This is a genomic window from Pseudomonas syringae (assembly GCF_000737245.1).
In the GTDB taxonomy this organism is placed as follows: Bacteria; Pseudomonadota; Gammaproteobacteria; order Pseudomonadales; family Pseudomonadaceae; genus Aquipseudomonas; species Aquipseudomonas syringae_J.
Genome location: NZ_JPQU01000089.1, coordinates 147247 through 165466, shown reverse-complemented (window position 1 = coordinate 165466; position 18220 = coordinate 147247). Strand labels below are relative to the sequence as shown.

13 protein-coding genes and 1 pseudogene are annotated in these 18220 nt (G+C 56.8%); 8 read left to right on the top strand and 6 right to left on the bottom strand.

All coding sequences use genetic code 11. The annotated features are described in order from the left end of the window. Positions 1–37: 37 nt before the first annotated feature. Together IV01_RS01815 and IV01_RS26785 are read right to left on the bottom strand one after the other, a co-directional pair. Positions 38–1951 carry an RHS repeat-associated core domain-containing protein gene (locus IV01_RS01815; protein ID WP_154232283.1) on the bottom strand — a complete coding sequence of 638 codons (1914 nt, stop codon included), beginning with the start codon at positions 1949–1951 and terminating at the stop codon, positions 38–40. Beyond that, positions 1917–2564: a hypothetical protein gene (locus IV01_RS26785; RefSeq protein WP_154232282.1), complete on the bottom strand. Its 648-nt coding sequence runs from the start codon at positions 2562–2564 to the stop codon at positions 1917–1919. Before IV01_RS26785 ends, IV01_RS01815 begins: the two co-directional genes overlap by 35 nt. A gap of 448 nt (positions 2565–3012) precedes the next feature. Between IV01_RS26785 and IV01_RS01830 the strand changes: the two genes are divergently transcribed. The 3 genes and pseudogenes from IV01_RS01830 to IV01_RS01840 all read left to right on the top strand — a co-directional run bounded on the left by IV01_RS01830 (position 3013) and on the right by IV01_RS01840 (position 6430). After that, a complete protein-coding gene (locus IV01_RS01830; RefSeq protein ID WP_032631515.1) occupies positions 3013–4578 on the top strand; it encodes a hypothetical protein in 1566 nt (521 codons plus the stop codon). A 28-nt stretch (positions 4579–4606) separates the two neighbouring features. Next, positions 4607–4912 (top strand): annotated as a pseudogene (locus IV01_RS01835) (autotransporter outer membrane beta-barrel domain-containing protein); the annotation flags it as partial. Between the two features lie 54 nt (positions 4913–4966). Next, complete coding sequence (locus IV01_RS01840) at positions 4967–6430, top strand: hypothetical protein (RefSeq protein ID WP_032631513.1); 1464 nt, start codon at positions 4967–4969, stop codon at positions 6428–6430. 304 nt (positions 6431–6734) lie between these two features. On the opposite strand, the gene IV01_RS01845 is transcribed toward IV01_RS01840, so the two are convergent. The 3 genes from IV01_RS01845 to IV01_RS01855 are packed head-to-tail and all read right to left on the bottom strand — an operon-like array spanning position 6735 to position 9803. Further along, positions 6735–7709 (bottom strand): alpha-L-glutamate ligase-like protein, encoded by a 975-nt coding sequence (locus tag IV01_RS01845; protein WP_195758825.1) that lies wholly within the window; start codon positions 7707–7709, stop codon positions 6735–6737. Continuing rightward, positions 7709–9262 carry an inactive transglutaminase family protein gene (locus IV01_RS01850; RefSeq protein WP_032631510.1) on the bottom strand — a complete coding sequence of 518 codons (1554 nt, stop codon included), beginning with the start codon at positions 9260–9262 and terminating at the stop codon, positions 7709–7711. The genes IV01_RS01845 and IV01_RS01850 overlap by 1 nt, the downstream gene beginning before the upstream one ends. Before the next feature lie 4 nt (positions 9263–9266). Further along, a complete protein-coding gene (locus IV01_RS01855) occupies positions 9267–9803 on the bottom strand; it encodes an ATP-dependent zinc protease (protein ID WP_032631508.1) in 537 nt (178 codons plus the stop codon). Between the two features lie 324 nt (positions 9804–10127). On the opposite strand from IV01_RS01855, the gene IV01_RS01860 reads away from it, so the two are divergent. The 5 genes from IV01_RS01860 (at position 10128) to prpF (ending at position 17188) form a co-directional block, all read left to right on the top strand. Then, positions 10128–10853, top strand: a complete 726-nt coding sequence (locus IV01_RS01860) for a GntR family transcriptional regulator (protein WP_032631507.1) — start codon at positions 10128–10130, stop codon at positions 10851–10853. Continuing rightward, positions 10853–11746, top strand: a complete 894-nt coding sequence (gene prpB / locus IV01_RS01865; protein ID WP_032631506.1) for a methylisocitrate lyase — start codon at positions 10853–10855, stop codon at positions 11744–11746. Before IV01_RS01860 ends, prpB begins: the two co-directional genes overlap by 1 nt. A gap of 222 nt (positions 11747–11968) precedes the next feature. After that, positions 11969–13096, top strand: a complete 1128-nt coding sequence (prpC, locus tag IV01_RS01870; protein ID WP_032631505.1) for a bifunctional 2-methylcitrate synthase/citrate synthase — start codon at positions 11969–11971, stop codon at positions 13094–13096. 160 nt (positions 13097–13256) lie between these two features. Next, positions 13257–15848, top strand: coding sequence for a Fe/S-dependent 2-methylisocitrate dehydratase AcnD (acnD, locus tag IV01_RS01875; protein ID WP_032631503.1), 2592 nt, complete (start codon positions 13257–13259; stop codon positions 15846–15848). A 140-nt stretch (positions 15849–15988) separates the two neighbouring features. Continuing rightward, positions 15989–17188 (top strand): 2-methylaconitate cis-trans isomerase PrpF, encoded by a 1200-nt coding sequence (gene prpF / locus IV01_RS01880; protein ID WP_032631502.1) that lies wholly within the window; start codon positions 15989–15991, stop codon positions 17186–17188. 99 nt (positions 17189–17287) lie between these two features. Here the strand turns inward: prpF and IV01_RS01885 are convergent, their stop codons facing one another. Beyond that, entirely contained in the window at positions 17288–18106 is an 819-nt protein-coding gene (locus IV01_RS01885; RefSeq protein ID WP_032631500.1) for a pyruvate, water dikinase regulatory protein, read from the bottom strand. Positions 18107–18220 lie beyond the last annotated feature (114 nt).

Below are 18220 nucleotides of genomic sequence, written 5' to 3'. Positions count from 1 at the left end.
AGGCCTATAGCTGATCTTTGAGATTGAACAGGCGGTGTCAGACGTTACCTGCAGCCTTCCACCTGGTGAACTGGACGAGATGCATGGGGCCGTACGGCGTCTCGTATACGCCGGTTGACGGTGGGAGAGGTGCTTGAGCATTAGCGTGAAAATTTGGGCCATCGATGACTAATCTATCCGACCAATTAGGGCTTGTAATGTCTCTACGCAGATTCACGTGTTTCAAGTTTGCAAGCGCATCCTGCACCGATTGAGTCAGTTGTGAAGGGCCTGCGCTCGAACGACGTCTAACAATCTGTGCCGTCTCACGAACGACAGTGCCAGTACCGCCCCCTGCATCGCCTGCCTGAATCGAATTAGCCCTGCTCCCACCTCCACCTCCACCTCCACCTCCAGCTAGCGAATTTCTCGCACTGCCAGCACCAAAGCTCGCCACTGAACCTCTCGCGCTGCCAGCCGCTCCTCCCATACCCGCTACAGGACCAACTCCGGTCATCGCTATGCTTGCTGCTTTCTGCAACCTAACGACCACAGCCGGCCCAATGAGTGCTATTGCTCCGCCGATCCCGAGAAGTATCCCTCCGAAAGCCTTCTTTTCCTCGTCGTTGTTGATAACGCCTGCAACCTCGTACCCCATGCCTACGGCCATTACCCCAATCCCAATCAGGCCAATGCCAATTACCAGCGCCGAGCCGACAGTCCAGGGAATGAAATATAGCGAAACTGCGATAGCGACACCGCCACCGATAACGCCGAGCCACTTCATGAATCCACTCGGCCCTTCAGGCTGCTCCGGCGGGTCCACATACTCCGGATCTGGCTTCCCAAACATATGACCGGTCGGGTCGCGGAAGCTGATGGGGTTGCCTGCGCAATACATGTAAGGGTTGATGCCGCCCCCGCCGAACGGGCTGAGGGAGTCCGGGCTGTGGAAGCGCATCAGGCTGGGGTTATAAGCCCGATAACCACGTCCCAACAGATACCAACCGCCTATTTCTTCGTGCATTTCGCCGTTAAATGCCAGCAGACTTTGCAAATCGTCGTCCGGTTGTTCGCCATAAGCGCTGTAGCTCCGAGTGCGAAGCTCATCGTCTGAGGGGCTTTCACCCACCACGCTGTTGGCAGCATTGGTGAGCAGCAGCAAGGTTTTGCTGTCGTCGCCGTACTGCTGCTGGCCAACCGGGCAGTCCTGATCAAAGAGGCACTGGATCAGGGTATTTTCCTGCACCGTATGGCTCAGGCTGTAACCCTGATAAAACCGCTGGGTTTCGCTGCCCGTCGCTTTTTGCACGGCGACCAGATCGTCGTGGCCGTTATAGCGGTAGGCAATGATCGGCTGATCGGTCGCGCTCTTGACTTCAAGCAAGCGGCCTTGACTGTTGTAGCTGAGCTTCCTGCCTTCCTGGTCGTTGAGCATATGGCCGTCAGCGTCGTAGCTGAATTCGGTCTCCTGTGGATAGCTGGCATGGCTGTGGGTCATCTTGATCAGTTGGCAACTGTCGTCGTCTGCATAGTTGAAGTCGGCGACATCCGGGTCGGGGTCATCGGCAAACTCGGTGATACAGCGTTTGATGTTGTCCAGCGCATCGAAGCGAAATGCCTGGGACGTGATCCGGTTTCCGTAAGCGTCTTTGGGCAATTCGTTACCGGTACAGGTGTATTCCTCCAGACGACCCCGCTGGTCGTAGATGAAGGTTTCCTTATAGCTGCTTTGTCCGCCGACGTGCTGTTCGCGGCTGTGCAAGTGGTCGTCGTCATACCAGACCTGACTCAGTGTCCTGACCGGCTTACCGGTCAGGGTAGTCGTGCGTTTGGTTTCCCGGCTCAACGAATCGTATTCGAACGCGGTGACCAAGGATTTCGTTCCATGGCGGGCCGTACTTTGCTGCAACTGGCCGAACTCGTTGTACTCGAAATCAACTTGCAAATTGCCTTGGATGACATTCTTCACGCGGCCACAGTCGTCGTAATCGTAAGTAGTGGTGAACCCATTGCTGACTTTGCTGGCGCGCTGGCGCCCCTGCCGAGAGCAAGCGTAGTGGGTTTCTCGTGCCTTGCCTGAGGCGTCGGCCCGGCTCTCGAATTGCAGATGTGCTGAGTGTAGTAGGTGGAGAGGTAGGCGCTATAATACGCACTGACGATAGTCGATCTATTACTTGCGCATCAGGGCTGCTTTTGTGCCACTCCAGCATTCTCAAGCCGGGTTCAATGATGGTGCCTTCAGCATGAGAAAGAATATTAATCAGTTGGCGGATAGTTGTGGAGGTTCGCTTGCGGGTAGTAATAACTTTAAAGTAGAACTCCTGATCCTTGTTGTCTGTCGCGCCCGAATCGGCCGCAAAATGGAACAAAGTCGCAGAAGCGAATTCGTCGAACTGTAAACTACGCGCGGCATCATTCGGGAAGGGGGAATTTGCCGAGCTAAATTCATAGGTGACTGACTCGCCAGTGCCCGGCGAGCGGGAAAAAAGTTGACCGGCGTTTTTGTCCTTGTCCCTTATAGTCAGAGAGCCGGACGCGAGTAGAGTGCTGGCAGGGTCTGATTTTTCTTTATGCTTTTTCATTTGTCATGGCTCCGGGTTTATAGCGTCGGGTTTGTAACTCCAGTTTAAAGTTCAAGTGAATGCTCACGTATACCATGGCGTGGCGAACCTGTAGTAAACGTTGCCATTCTCGGGATCGTCGTTATGGCCGCCATGAACCAATACATGATTCTCGGGACAGTCAATACGGTTTCCCTCGTAGTCGCCTGCATCTACGCGTTCGTCAACGATCACCTGAATATCATTGCCCCAGTCGTCCTTCGCGCTGCGCATTCATACTAGGTGAGGCAGCGGCCGAGGAAGTATCCAGCAGGCTGTCACTTGCTTTTCTGAGAACACTGAAGTTGAACAGGTCCATCACACTGAAAGTTCACGTAAGTTTTGATGGCGGTCAAACCCCCTCCTACTTTTACAGTAATAGCAGCGTGTCACTTGTTGAGTAGGGGTTAGATGGTCAGGGAGTCTGGAAATGAGATACACAGTAGAGCAACTTCTAACTCATATGCGTTTAGGACCGTCGGTACTAGGTTGGAACGCCATTGTGGCCTACGACAGGCCTAAAGCGAATAAGATCCTGGCTCAGGAGTACATTGAGCGGTTTTCCCAAACCGATGGGTACATGCCAAAACTCACGGGTGCAGTACCGATGACGGACAGTGAGCTCGAATATGTATACGACTACCTGATGGATGCGCCACGGCTGTCATTCATAAATTCGCCTATTACGTCCTCAAAAGCATTACTGACAATGAGAGTACTCGGTGGCTCACAATTCACCATTGGGACGGAACTAGGCGGTAGTGCGGCGGTTACCAAAGTGTCTGAGTATGACGCATTGCAGGCAATCCCCTACACGATAGATATTGACCTGATGATCGCCACCGGCTCAATTGAAGAGGGGGGAAGAGTGGTGTTGGACCTCCATGCGGGTTACCGTCCGCTGTTGTATTTAGGGCCCACTCGCAAGCAGCGCGAAGAAGGGGGGAAGTTTATGTTGAATAAATTCAAATCAATGGACCCTGTGATCACCACCTATATCCTTAATGAAATGCAAAGCCAGGAAGGCCAGTTCCTCAAGGTTAAATACTTCGATATAAAAACTCATCAGGAGCCTGGCTCGACCCTGGCCTATGCCGAAAATTACGGCGAAGGTGAGGTGTTACTATTTGTCACCATGGAAGGGGGGGCTAACGGCACCTACCCTGCAAGTGACGAAGATTTAAAGTTTCTGATTCCTCAAGGCGGCTATTCCTCCACGACTGTGTTGGGGCAGCGTTTTTTAATGGACAAGATTATCGCCGAAGGACTTAAAGACATGGCCGCAGGTTCAGCCTTTTCTTATAAGCTTCACGGTGAGTTGGATGAATTTGTTAGTGATATTGAAGTTACTCAGGGGCAGTATAAAGGGCCGCCAATCAGATCCAGCTCGCCTAGCTTTGCAAAGATTGCTTTGAGCGGATTTGTACTGCCACTAATAAAGATAGAAAACAAGAATAATTTTCAGCTGAGCATTATTGACGATGAAATGCTTCAGGTTGATTGGAGTGGCAGTGCGGAGCAGGAATGTACGGTCGCTCCACCAGGTGGCAGCGACATCATGGGTCGATTGGTCGCCTCCTGGAAATTTTCAATAAAGTTCCGTTTTGACCTGTTAGGCGAAGATGGGGAATTGAAACTGACCCCGCTCGCGGACAGCAAATTAGAACAAGTAAAAATCGCCCCTGGCACCTTTGCAGATCACCCCAGTGCCGGGCGGCCGTTCAAAGAAATTGCCGATGATCTCGAACCCAGGTTGGCGAGTGAGTTGAACGCCTGTATGGATAAATTCGCCGCAGTCGTGGAGAGGATCGATGCGTTTCGGCTTAATACTTTGGTATTTAGAGGCGACAATATAGTTCGTTTTACTCGTCAAGATTTTCCGGGTGACTTGGCACTGTTTGGGCAGCTTGCACCGCAAATGGATGTGTTTGACATCAGCCCCCTGGAATATGTAATAGGCCAGGGCGGGAAGCATACCTTTGAGCACCTTGCGTAGCCGCATGGGCGAACTGCGTATGGATGGTGGCAAGGCCGGTGGCTGGATGCGCACTTACGGCAATAAGTACGACGTCTCGGCGTCCTCGGGTGTGGGTTACACCCAGACTCAGCAAGGAATTTCCTTTGCCCACGAGTTTGCCAATAACAATAAAGTGCAAGTCAATAACAATGTGTTCAACAACGATTTGTCCGGCTCACGGGGTGAGTTGGGCGCGGGTGTTGCCATCCAGTTGACCGACAAGCTGCAAGCGCATGTCGATCTGGATTACAGCAATGGCAACAATATCGAACAGCCTTGGGGCGCGAATGTAGGTCTGCGCTACAGCTGGTAAGAAGGAAGAACAAAGGGCCGCTGCGGCCCTTTGTTTTTTACAGGAGGTATCTCCATGTCGACTAATGATCATCGATTACTGCCGCCACCTTATGTCAAACAAGTGCTTCCCGACATTGAGGGCGGAGAAGCCAACCTGCTTCCTGTCAGCGCCGCTCAGGCCGATCTGGAAGTGTGGTTTCCTATGTTTCCAATAGTCAACCCGGGCACAGCCGAAGAAAAATTGACCTTGTATTGGGATGGATCCCTCGCTGCCGAGAGGTCATGGCACGGCGCTGTGGCACCTGACACCTTGTTCGTGGTGGTCCCGCAGAATCTGCTGAGGCAGGGGGAGCATGAGATCTATTACCATTTTATTTCCTATAACGCCGCCGAAGTCGACTCCAGTCCTTATTCGATTACCATCGACACGATGGAGCCTGTTCTGAATACGAGTAACGAACGGCTAATTTTCCCAGCCGAAATTATCTCTAACGGGGTGACGGCTCAATATCTGCAAAACCATGGAAACAAGGTCGAAGCGGTTATCCCGAATTACGCCCCTATCAAACCCGGCGATGTATTGACCTGGTTCTGGGATCGAGCTGCAGGTAGCCGCGAGGAGGCCGGCTCATACACGCTGAAACTGCTTGATATGGGCAAACCTTTAACCGCTACGTTCGATGGCGACATGATCGTCCGTCGTGGTGATGGCGATCGATACGCGTATTACCAGATTCGCGACCGTGCAGGTAACCCCAGCCATCACGCTTCGCCAGTCATCCTGGATGTGAGCGTCGCGCCGATATCCAGAGATTACGAGTGGCCCGATATTGAGCGGGCGTCGGGTTCAGGAGAGCGCGTCACTTTGGTGCCTGAGGTGGCAGATTCGGGAGGAACAGTGATTGTTCCGGATTTTCCATTGAACCCCGGTGAAGTCATCTGGGTGCAGTGGGCTGAGCTGGGCCAGTTCGGCGCCTACCGCACCGCGACGCCTACGCCGACAGGTAGCCGCCGGTACCTGATCCCTAGGGATTATGTTGCGCCGCACATCGACAGACAGATCACGGTCAGGTACGACGTCGTGGAAGCGTCCAGTAACCCTCATCCATCGCAGGTGCGTCAGCTTCAGATCGGTCCGCTGGATAAAGACACGCTGCCATCTCTGAGCTGTGAGGGCGTTATGGCGGGGATTCTTCGGCTTCAGGATATTCCCCTCGGTGGCGCAAAGCTCAAGATGGCAAGGTGGCCATTAATTGCGACCAGTCAGCGGGTCAAGATTGTGGTGACGGGTGTGGACAATGCCGGCGATGAGATTGAGCATGTCGCAGTGACCAGCCATCCAGTGACTGCCGATGAGTTGACCGCCGGTATCGGCTCAACCGGCAATATCACTGCGAGTCGGGATTTCATGAGCAGGCTCATGCACAACACCCCCTTCAGCATGCTGGTCTACGTCAGCTTCGATGAGGGCGTGACCTGGCCGCCAGAGGGCCTGCCGAACTTTCCCCGATACAACAAAGTTTCGATGGCGCCGTGAGCCTGGCTTGCCGCTCACCACGGCCAGTCCCACGGGTTCAGATACCCGGGTGTGCGGTGCTTGCCCGCGATATAGACGCTGCGGTCTGTCAGATAAACCGCGTTATCGTTCTTCGCGAGCAAGCTCGGCTCCCACAGGTATGGCCGTCTGTCAGATAAACCGCGTACCCCGTGGGAGCGAATTCATTCGCGAAGAGGCCGGTACGCTCGACGGATTTTTATCAGTCTGAATATGGCCTTCGCGTATCAATTCGCTCCACACAGATTCGGGGGGCTAGCCAGGCTCTCTATGGCAAGCGGTGACCTCAGCTCTGCACATGCCCAAACACGTCCTGCACAAACCTCACCCGCTGTTCCGGCGTCTCCACCTCGCCATTGAGCGCCAACTGCTCCAGTCGCGCTTCCACTGCCTGGGTGCGATGGGTCAGGCCGCAGTCGTTGGCAATCTGGATATTCAGCCCGGGTCGGGCGTTTAGTTCGAGGATCAGCGGGCCCTGTTCCTGGTCCAGCACCATGTCCACGCCGATGTAGCCCAGGCCGCAGAGCTCGTAGCATTCGGCGGCGAGTTTCATGAAGCCGTCCCAGTTGGGTAGCTGCACGCCATCCACCGCATTGGTAGTGTCCGGGTGTTTGGTGATGATGTTGTTCAGCCAGGTGCCGCGCAGGGTTATGCCGGTGGCAAGATCGACGCCGACGCCGATCGCGCCCTGGTGCAGGTTGGCCTTGCCGCCGGACTGCCGGGTCGGCAAGCGCAACATGGCCATCACCGGATAACCCATCAGCACGATCACCCGGATGTCCGGCACGCCTTCGTAGCTGATGCTTTTAAAGATCTGATCGGGCGTGACCCGGTATTCGATCAGCGCCCGGTCCCGGTGCCCGCCCAGAGAATAGAGTCCGGTGAGAATGCTGGAGACCTGATGCTCGATTTCCGAATGGCTGATGATGCGTCCGGAAACGGTCCGATAACGATCCTCGAAACGATCAGCAATCACCAGAATCCCGTCGCCGCCCGCGCCCTGTGCGGGCTTTATCACGAAGTCGCTGCGCCCGCCAATGATCTCGTCGAGCTTGTCGATCTGCTTCTCGGTGGAAATCACTCCGTACATTTCGGGGACGTTGATACCCGCGGCAATGGCCCGTTCCTTGGTGATGATCTTGTCATCGACAATCGGGTACAGGCTGCGCTTGTTGTACTTGAGCACATAGTCCGCGTTACGCCGGTTGATGCCCATGATGCCCCTGGCTTCCAGGGCCTTCCAGGTTTTCCACCAGCCGATCATTTGATTTGCTCTTGCTTGGACTCTTCCTTGAGGAAGGCCTTGAAGCGCACCAGCTCAGTCAGGCGATAGCCGCGATAGCGACCCATCGCCAACATGAAGCCCACCAGAATCAGCAGCACGGAAGGGAAGGTGAAAACAAAGTAGATCAGCTGCGGCACGCTCATGATGATGTGCGCCAGAGAGGCTGCAAACAGCGTGCCAATGGCGACTTTCATGGCATGGCCGCCGCCGCGCTCTTCCCATGTGATGGACAGGCGTTCGATGGTCATGGTCAGAATCACCATCGGGAACAGTGCCACGGACAGCCCGCGCTCAAGCCCAAGCTTGTGGCTGAACAGGCTGATGGCGGCGATCAGCACCACCACGAAGGTCAGCACCACCGACAGGCGCGGGAGCATTTGCAGTTTCAGGTGTTCCAGATAGGAGCGTAACGACAGACCCAGTGCGGTGATCACCGTAAACAGGATGATGCCAAAGCCCAGTTGGGTTTCCCGGAAGGCCAGGGCAATCAGTACGGGGGTGAAGGTGCCCAGGGTTTGCAGGCCGATGAGGTTGCGCAGGATCAGGATCACCAGTACGCCAATCGGGATCATGACCATGATCATGAAGGTCTGCTGAGTTTGCAGGGGCAGGCCGTACAGCGAATATTCCAGGAAGTCCGCGTCGGTGCTGGCGTCGGTGAGCTTGGCCAGACGGATGGCGTTCATCTCGCTGTTGTTCAGGCTGAAGGTCACCACGGCTTTTTTACCGCCGTCGAGAGTGATCAGGTTTTCGTCGCCGGTCCACCACAGCAGGCGGTCTTGAGGGAGCCCTTGTTCGCCGGTGTCCGGGTTGAAATACAGCCAATCCTTGCCATTGAAGCTGCGCAGCCAGAGTTCCGGGCTCTGCGGCTGGTCGGCTACCAGTCGAATGGTGTGGACCTTTTCCATAGGCACGTGGGCGATCGAGAGCAGCAGCTCGGTGATCCGCGCCTTGTTGGCGCTGGAAGTGTCACCGGCCAGCAGTAGTTTGACGTTGTTGTCAGAGAGGTTGTTGACCCGCTTGATGGCTTCGGTGACGAAGGTTTCCACGTCCGCCGAATGCTGGCGAATCGGCGCGAGCAGGGCTTCTGCGGCGATTTTTTCCGGGCCTTCCACCGCGATGCTGTCACGGAAAATCGGCCCCTTGGCCTTGAGTTTTTCACCGCTGTAGCGCTTGGTCAGCACCAGCCGGTAATACAGCGTTTGATTGCCGGTGGCACGGCGTGCCGACCAGGTCACTTTGCGATTGCCATCGACCCGGTTGACGCTGACCCCATAGTTGTTGGAGATAAAGCTCTCATTGAGGCTGATGTAGTCCCGCGCCAGTGGCGGCACGAACATCTGCAGCTTGACCGAGTCCTTGTTGTTATTGGCGACGAATTCGACTTTAGCGTCGATATTCCACAAGTCGTCGGTTTCATCCTCGGTCACCGGGATGCCGAGCGCCAGAATCTGATAGGCCGTGATTGCGATCCCCAGTGTCACCAGGACACCAATCAGGATTTTCAGGTGCAACGTAAGAGAGCGCATGGAGTTACTCGGTTCTTTGAGCGGTAATTGCACAGCCAGGCTTGCCCGCTGCGTATTTAAGGCTTGGATCAACCAGCGCATCAAAGCGTTTCAACGCCTCGGAGCCGATCAAAAGCGGGTATTGGAAAGCACTTCGGTCGGTCAAGTTCACTTCGATGGTGCGTAAAGATGCACCCATGCACACATCCAGGCTGATCACCGGGCGTGCGGTGTACTTTTTTTCATCGTCCGGGTCTCGATCATCGGCCCGGCGCTTGATCTTGCTGACCCTGGCCAGCGGCCGTTCGATAGGGTGTGCGTGGGCGTCATCGATCGCCAGATAGAACCGCACCCAGCTTTCGCCATTGCGTTTGAAATGCTTGATATCCCGAGCACTCAGTGAAGCAGTCTTGGCCCCGGTGTCGAGCTTGGCGGCGACTTGCAGGTCAATGTCGTTGAGTTGGGCGTATTCGTTGAGGCCATAAACGGTCTTCTCGGCAGCCATGCCAATCGAAGGGAGAAAAAGAAGGCAGAGCAGGGTGGGAAAGGCTTTGAGTGTCATAAATCCTGGCACGGTTAGGGCGAACATCCAGAGCGTCACCCTTTGATCTTTGTTTGGCTGGCGCAGTGCTATTACTGCTCATCAACTGGAGCCGGATTCTAGCATGAAGGTGGGGAAGGGGCCGGTTGGGTGGTTTTGTAGGAGCGCGCTTGCCCGCGATGCAGCCTCGCTACGTCAGACTACCCCGTCATCGTTCATCGCGGGCAAGCGCGCGCCTACGGGGAATGGCAGTTATAAGACTATTGTCGACAATCCGATGGATTACTTTGACTGAAAGCCGTAACGGGTCTAAATTTCGCCCATATTATTTTATTGGTGTCGACAATGTTGGCTCATGCGCAAAACATCGCCCCACCCTTGGACGACTCGGAAACCCTCTCCGAAAACGTCTTCCGCCGCATTCAATCCGCCATTATCAAAGGTGAGATCGCCCCCGGTAGCAAGATTTCCGAGCCGGAGCTGGCGCGCACTTACGGCATCAGCCGTGGGCCTTTGCGGGAGGCGATTCATCGTCTTGAAGGTCAACGCTTGCTAGTGCGCGTGCCCCATGTGGGCGCGCGGGTGGTGTCGCTGAGCCATGCCGAGCTGATTGAGCTTTATGAAATTCGCGAATCTCTGGAAGGCATGGCCTGTCGGCTGGCAGCGGAGCGGATGACAGCCGCGGAAATTGATGATCTGCGCCGGGTGCTGGACACCCATGAGCGCGATGCCGCATTCCAGGCCGGAGTCGGTTATTACCAGCAGGAAGGCGATTTCGATTTTCATTATCGGATCATCCAGGGCAGCGGCAACAAAACCCTCACGCAAATGCTTTGCGGTGACCTGTATCAACTGGTGCGCATGTATCGCATCCAGTTTTCCGCGACGCCCAACCGGCCGCGCCAGGCTTTTGCCGAACACCACCGGATTCTCGACGCCATCGCTGATCGTGACGGCGAACTGGCAGAATTGTTGATGCGTCGGCATATCGGCGCTTCGAAACGCAATATTGAGCGGCACTACCTGGAACAGCAGCTCGCCCCCCAAACCCACTCTTCTGGAGATGAATAATGAATTCCAATAAAAACACTCCCGGCCAACGCTTCCGTGATGCCGTGGCCAGCGAACACCCGTTGCAGGTGGTGGGCGCGATCAATGCTAACCATGCATTGCTGGCCAAGCGCGCTGGTTTCAAGGCGATTTATCTGTCTGGCGGCGGCGTGGCTGCGGGATCGTTGGGCATACCGGATCTGGGCATCACCGGCCTGGACGACGTATTGACCGACGTACGACGCATCACTGACGTCTGCGACTTGCCGCTGCTGGTGGATGTGGATACCGGTTTTGGTTCGTCGGCATTCAACGTCGCCCGCACCGTGCGCTCCATGAGCAAGTTCGGCGCGGCGGCCATCCATATCGAGGATCAGGTGGGCGCCAAGCGTTGCGGTCATCGCCCTAATAAAGAAATTGTGTCCCAGCAGGAAATGGTCGATCGAATCAAGGCTGCCGTGGACGCGCGTCTTGATGACAGCTTTGTGATCATGGCTCGCACCGATGCGCTGGCGGTGGAAGGTCTGGAGTCTGCGCTGGAGCGCGCCGCTGCCTGTATCGAAGCCGGTGCCGACATGGTCTTCCCTGAGGCCATCACCGAGTTGGAGATGTACAAGCTGTTCGCGGCACGGGTGAAAGCGCCGATTCTGGCCAATATCACCGAGTTTGGCGCCACGCCGCTGTTTACCGTGGATGAGCTGCGCAGCGCCGATGTGTCGCTTGTGCTCTATCCTTTATCGGCATTCCGCGCCATGAACAAGGCCGCGGAAAACGTCTACGGCGCGATCCGCCGCGACGGCAGCCAGAAGAATGTGGTGGACACCATGCAGACCCGCATGGAGCTGTATGACGCGATTGATTACCACACCTTCGAGCAGAAGCTGGATGCGTTGTTTGCGCAGAAGAAATCCTGAAGCAGCGCCGAGCTTGGGCTGGCGACGTGGGACCGGCTTCAGCCGGGAAGGCGGCATTTCAGACGATAGACATGCATTGGATGTACTGACCCTTTCCCGGCTGAAGCCGGTCCCACGTCATCGCATCCGCTTGCGTGCAAACATAGAATCTCCCATAGGGAACACCGTCAAATTTGAAAACGAATTGCCAAATCCCTAAAAAATCCAACATTGGAGAGAGCAATGGCTGAAGCAAAAGTATTGAGCGGCGCTGGCCTGCGAGGGCAGGTTGCCGGGCAGACTGCCTTGTCGACGGTGGGCCAGACCGGTGCCGGTTTGACTTATCGCGGCTACGATGTGAGAGAATTGGCCGCCCAGGCGCGCTTCGAAGAGGTGGCTTATCTGCTGCTCTACGGTGAGTTACCCACCCAGACCGAGCTCGATAGCTATCTGGCGAAGCTGAAAAAACTCCGCGATCTGCCGCAGGCCTTGAAAGAAGTGCTCGAGCGCATTCCGGCCGACACCCACCCTATGGATGTGATGCGCACCGGTGCATCGATGCTCGGCACCCTGGAACCGGAAACCAGCTTCGACCAGCAGCGTGACGCCACCGACCGGCTGCTTGGGGCGTTCCCGGCGATCATGTGCTACTGGTATCGCTTCAGCCACGACGGCAAGCGTATCGAGTGTGTGACCGACGAAGACTCCATCGGCGGGCATTTCCTGCATTTGTTGCTGGATAAGAAGCCCAGCGAATTGCATCGCAAGGTCATGGACGTGTCGCTGATCCTCTATGCCGAGCACGAATTCAACGCTTCGACCTTCACGGCGCGGGTTTGCGCGTCGACCCTGTCCGACCTGTTCTCCTGCATCACGGCGGCCATCGGCACTTTGCGCGGTCCGCTGCACGGCGGCGCCAATGAAGCCGCGATGGAGATGATCCAGAAATTCAGCTCTGCCGAGGAGGCCATCAAAGGCACGCTGGGCATGCTGGAGCGCAAAGACAAGATCATGGGTTTTGGGCATGCCATCTATAAAGAGTCGGACCCGCGCAACGAAGTCATCAAAGGCTGGGCCAGACAGCTAGCCGATGAAGTCGGTGATACGGTTCTGTATCCGGTGTCCGAAGCCATCGACAAGACCATGTGGGAGCAGAAAAAACTGTTTCCCAATGCCGATTTCTACCATGCCTCGGCGTATCACTTCATGGGTATTCCCACCAAGCTGTTCACGCCTATTTTCGTCTGCTCGCGCCTGACCGGCTGGGCGGCGCATGTTTTTGAACAGCGTGCCAACAACCGCATCATCCGACCCAGCGCCGAATATGTGGGCGTTGAGCAGCGTAGTTTCGTAAGCATTGATAAACGCTGAACATAACTAAAAATCAACAGAGTTTCTGTAGGAGCTCACGAGCACCGCGAGGCAGCGATGACGGTGTGACAGGCAAATCGCTATCGCTGCCTCGCGGTGCTCGTGAGCTCCTACAGGGGATGTGTTTTTTCCTGAACTACCGTGATCGAGGCCCTGCGCCATGAATTCTGTACACCGTAAACCCTTGCCAGGCACTGCACTGGATTACTTCGACGCCCGCGAGGCGGTGGATGCAATCAAGCCTGGCGCATACGACGGCCTGCCGTACACCTCGCGAGTGCTGGCGGAAAACCTGGTGCGGCGCTGCGATCCCGCGACCTTGACCGCGTCCCTCGAGCAGCTCATCGAGCGTAAACAGGATCTGGATTTTCCGTGGTTCCCGGCCCGAGTGGTGTGCCATGACATCCTCGGCCAGACCGCACTGGTTGACCTCGCAGGCCTGCGCGATGCGATCGCCTTGCAAGGCGGTGACCCGGCGCTGGTCAATCCTGTGGTGCCGACCCAGTTGATCGTCGATCACTCTCTGGCGGTGGAGCATGGCGGTTTCGAAGCGAATGCATTCCAGCTCAATCGGGCGATTGAGGACCGGCGCAACGAAGATCGTTTCCACTTCATTAACTGGACCAAAAAAGCCTTCAAGAACGTCGATGTGATCCCGCCCGGCAACGGCATCATGCACCAGATCAATCTGGAGCGAATGTCGCCGGTGGTGCATGCGCTGGATGGCGTGGCGTTCCCGGATACTTTGGTTGGCACCGACAGCCACACGCCTCACGTGGATGCTCTGGGCGTAATCGCCATTGGTGTCGGCGGGCTTGAGGCCGAGAGCGTGATGCTGGGGCGGGCGTCGTGGATGCGTCTGCCGGACATCATCGGCGTCGAGCTGACCGGCCAGCGCCAGCCGGGGATTACCGCCACTGACATTGTGCTGGCAGTGACCGAGTTTCTGCGGGCCGAGAAAGTGGTGTCGGCGTATCTGGAGTTTTTCGGCGACGGTGCCAACGCACTGACGTTGGGTGATCGGGCCACGATCTCCAACATGACCCCGGAATTCGGCGCAACGGCGGCGATGTTTTACATCGATCAGCAGACCCTGGATTACCTGACCTTGACCGGTCGCGAGCCGGAGCAGGTCAGGCTGGTGGAAACCTATGCGAAACAGTCCGGCTTGTGGGCTGACAGCCTGAAAACTGCCGTCTATGAGCGGGTCCTGACGTTCGATCTTTCCAGTGTGGTGCGCAATATTGCCGGTCCGTCCAATCCTCATCGCCGGGTGCCGACTTCCGAACTGGCAGCCCAAGGGATTTCCGGTGTAGTGGAAAACGAGCCGGGATTGATGCCGGATGGCGCGGTGATCATCGCCGCCATCACCAGCTGCACCAATACCAGCAACCCACGCAACGTGATCGCCGCGGCCTTGCTGGCGCGCAATGCCAATGCCGCCGGACTGAAACGCAAACCCTGGGTCAAGACCTCACTGGCGCCGGGTTCCAAGGCGGTTCAGCTGTATCTCGAAGAAGCCAACCTGTTACCCGAACTGGAAGCCCTGGGCTTCGGCATCGTCGGTTTTGCCTGCACCACCTGCAACGGCATGAGCGGCGCGCTGGACCCGAAAATCCAGCAGGAAGTCATCGACCGGGATCTGTACGCCACGGCTGTGCTGTCCGGCAACCGTAACTTCGACGGACGGATTCACCCTTACGCCAAGCAGGCCTTCCTGGCGTCGCCGCCATTGGTGGTGGCTTATGCCATTGCTGGCACCATTCGTTTCGATATCGAGAAGGACGTGCTGGGTGTCGACAAGGCGGGTAATCCCGTCACCCTGAAAGACCTCTGGCCCAGCGATGAAGAGATCGACGCCGTGGTCAAGGCCAGCGTCAAGCCAGATCAGTTCCGTCAGGTCTACATCCCGATGTTCGAGATCAAGGCGGACAACGGCGAGCAGGTCAAACCGCTTTACGACTGGCGTGCGCAGAGCACATACATTCGCCGCCCGCCTTACTGGGAAGGCGCTCTGGCTGGCGCACGACCGCTCAAAGGCATGCGTCCGCTGGCGGTGCTGGGCGACAACATCACCACCGATCACTTGTCGCCGTCCAACGCCATCATGCTCGACAGCGCGGCCGGGGAATATCTGGCGAAAATGGGCTTGCCCGAGGAGGACTTCAACTCCTACGCGACTCATAGGGGGGACCATTTGACGGCGCAGCGCGCAACCTTTGCCAACCCCAAGCTGCTCAATGAGATGGTTCAGGAAAACGGCAAGGTGAAACAGGGCTCCCTGGCCCGCATCGAGCCGGAAGGCCAGGTCACCCGGATGTGGGAAGCCATTGAAACCTACATGGAGCGCAAACAGCCGCTGATCATTATTGCTGGTGCCGACTACGGCCAGGGGTCGTCCCGGGACTGGGCGGCCAAGGGCGTACGTCTGGCGGGTGTTGAGGCGATTGCTGCCGAAGGTTTCGAGCGCATCCACCGCACCAATCTGGTGGGCATGGGCGTGCTGCCGCTGGAGTTCAAACCCGGTGTGGACCGGCATACCCTCGGCATCGATGGCAGCGAAACCTTTGACGTGGTTGGCGAGCGCATTCCGCGCAGTACCTTGACCCTGGTGATCCATCGCAAGAATGGCGAGCGACTGGACGTGCCAGTGACTTGCCGGTTGGACACGGCTGAAGAAGTGTCGATTTATGAGGCGGGTGGCGTGTTGCAGAGGTTTGCGCAGGATTTTCTGGAGGGTGCTACGGCGTGATCGACCTTGTGGCAGCGAGCTTGCTCGCGAAGAGGCCAGTACATTCGAAATATTTCTATCGACTGGTGCATAGCCTTCGCGAGCAAGCTCGCTCCCACGGATCGCATCAGGGCCCTATTCGCTAAAAAGGACAAATATTCATGACCCACACACCACAAATAAAAATCCCCGCCACCTACATGCGCGGCGGCACCAGCAAGGGCGTGTTCTTCAACCTTGCCGATTTGCCCGAAGCCGCTCAGGTCCCAGGTCCGGCGCGTGACGCCTTGCTGCTGCGGGTCATCGGCAGCCCGGATCCTTATGAAAAGCAGATCGACGGCATGGGCGGGGCGACGTCCAGTACCAGCAAGACGGTGATCCTGTCTCGCAGCAATCGGGCCGATCACGATGTGGATTACCTGTTCGGTCAGGTGTCCATCGACAAACCTTTCGTGGACTGGAGCGGTAACTGCGGCAACCTGTCGGCGGCAGTGGGTCCGTTTGCCATCGGCAGTGGCCTGATTGACGTCTCACGCATCCCCCACAACGGCGTCGCAGTGGTGCGTATCTGGCAGGCCAATATTGGCAAGACGATCATCGCCCATGTGCCGATCACTGCTGGCGCGGTGCAGGAAACCGGTGATTTCGAGCTGGATGGCGTTACGTTTCCGGCAGCCGAAGTGCAGTTGGAATTCCTTGATCCTGCTGCCGACGAAGAGGGCGGCGGCGGTTCGATGTTCCCCACCGGCAATCTGGTGGATGAGCTTAAGGTGCCCGGCGTCGGGAGCTTCATGGCGACCCTGATCAACGCAGGCATCCCGACCATTTTCGTCAACGCCCGGGACATTGGTTACACCGGCAGTGAATTGCAGGGCGACATCAATGGCGATCCCAAGGCGCTGGCAATGTTCGAAGCCATCCGCGCCCATGGTGCGATGCGCATGGGGCTGATCAAGACGCTGGACGAAGCTAACACCCGACAACACACGCCGAAGGTGGCGTTTGTTGCAGGTCCCACTGATTACATCGCCTCCAGTGGCAAACCGGTGGCGGCGGACAGCATTGACCTGCTGGTACGCGCTATGTCCATGGGCAAGTTGCATCACGCGATGATGGGCACCGCGGCGGTTGCCATCGGCACCGCGGCGGCGATCCCTGGCACGCTGGTCAATCTTGCTGCGGGCGGCATCGAGCGGGAAGCCGTACGCTTCGGCCACCCCTCTGGCACCTTGCGCGTCGGCGCTCAGGCGTTGCAGAAGGATGGGGAATGGCATGTCACCAAGGCGATTATGAGTCGTAGTGCGCGGGTGTTGATGGAGGGAGTAGTGAGGGTGCCGGGTCAGGCGAGTGAAATGCTGTAGGAGCGCGCTTGCCCGCGATGGCGTCAGGTCAGTCAATTGATTTTTCGCTGACACACCGCATCGCGGGCAAGCGCGCTCCTACAGGGCGACGGCGCGAGCCTACTTGAACCTACGCTCAACCCCTTTCTCCACCAGCACCTTGGCGGAGATTTCTTCCACCGAGAAATGCGTGGAGTTGATGTTCGGGATGTTTTCCCGGCGGAACAGGCTTTCTACCTCGCGAACCTCGAACTCGCACTGGGCGTAGCTGGAGTATCGGCTGTTGGGTTTGCGTTCGTGGCGAATGGCAGTCAGTCGATCTGGATCAATGGTCAGGCCGAATAACTTGCTACGGTGCTCCTTGAGCGCATTAGGCAGTTGCAGGCGCTCCATGTCGTCTTCGGTCAGCGGATAATTGGCAGCGCGGATGCCGAATTGCATGGCCATGTACAGGCAGGTCGGGGTTTTGCCGCAGCGGGAGACGCCGACCAGAATGATGTCGGCCTTGTCGTAATAATGGGTACGGGCACCATCATCGTTGTCCAGGGCGAAGTTCACCGCCTCGATGCGCTCCATGTAATTGGAGTTGTGACCGATTGAATGCGATTTGCCCACCGAGTAGGAGGAGTGTGAACTAAGCTCTTGCTCCAGCGGGGCCAGAAAGGTCGAGAAGATGTCGATCATGAAGCCGTTGGACGTGGCCAGGATCTCGCGGATTTCCTGGTTGACGATGGTATCGAAGATGATCGGCCTGACGTCGTCCCTGTCGGCGGCATTGTTGATTTGTTGTACCATCGCCCGCGCTTTCTCGACGCTGTCGATATAGGGCCTGGTGAACTTGTTGAACGTGATGTTCTCAAATTGTGCCAATAGGCTTTGGCCAAGAGTCTCGGCAGTAATTCCGGTGCCGTCGGAGATGAAGAAAGCGGATCGTTTCATTTGCGCCTTGGCCTTAAGCTAGTGACGATTGTTGGATATCATAGGCGCGCTTGCGGGCCTGAGTGACTGGCATTCGCAAATTTTTTCAGGGGCCGGTTCATCCCGCACCCTGCA

Bases quoted from the DNA above. Each gene is read 5' to 3' on its own strand.
- IV01_RS26785 (WP_154232282.1), bottom strand. From the start codon at position 2,564: ATGAAAAAGCATAAAGAAAAATCAGACCCTGCCAGCACTCTACTCGCG.
- IV01_RS01830 (WP_032631515.1), top strand. From the start codon at position 3,013: ATGAGATACACAGTAGAGCAACTTCTAACTCATATGCGTTTAGGACCG.
- IV01_RS01840 (WP_032631513.1), top strand. From the start codon at position 4,967: ATGTCGACTAATGATCATCGATTACTGCCGCCACCTTATGTCAAACAA.
- IV01_RS01850 (WP_032631510.1), bottom strand. From the start codon at position 9,262: ATGCGCTCTCTTACGTTGCACCTGAAAATCCTGATTGGTGTCCTGGTG.
- IV01_RS01855 (WP_032631508.1), bottom strand. From the start codon at position 9,803: ATGACACTCAAAGCCTTTCCCACCCTGCTCTGCCTTCTTTTTCTCCCT.
- IV01_RS01860 (WP_032631507.1), top strand. From the start codon at position 10,128: ATGTTGGCTCATGCGCAAAACATCGCCCCACCCTTGGACGACTCGGAA.
- prpB (WP_032631506.1), top strand. From the start codon at position 10,853: ATGAATTCCAATAAAAACACTCCCGGCCAACGCTTCCGTGATGCCGTG.
- prpC (WP_032631505.1), top strand. From the start codon at position 11,969: ATGGCTGAAGCAAAAGTATTGAGCGGCGCTGGCCTGCGAGGGCAGGTT.
- acnD (WP_032631503.1), top strand. From the start codon at position 13,257: ATGAATTCTGTACACCGTAAACCCTTGCCAGGCACTGCACTGGATTAC.
- prpF (WP_032631502.1), top strand. From the start codon at position 15,989: ATGACCCACACACCACAAATAAAAATCCCCGCCACCTACATGCGCGGC.
- IV01_RS01885 (WP_032631500.1), bottom strand. From the start codon at position 18,106: ATGAAACGATCCGCTTTCTTCATCTCCGACGGCACCGGAATTACTGCC.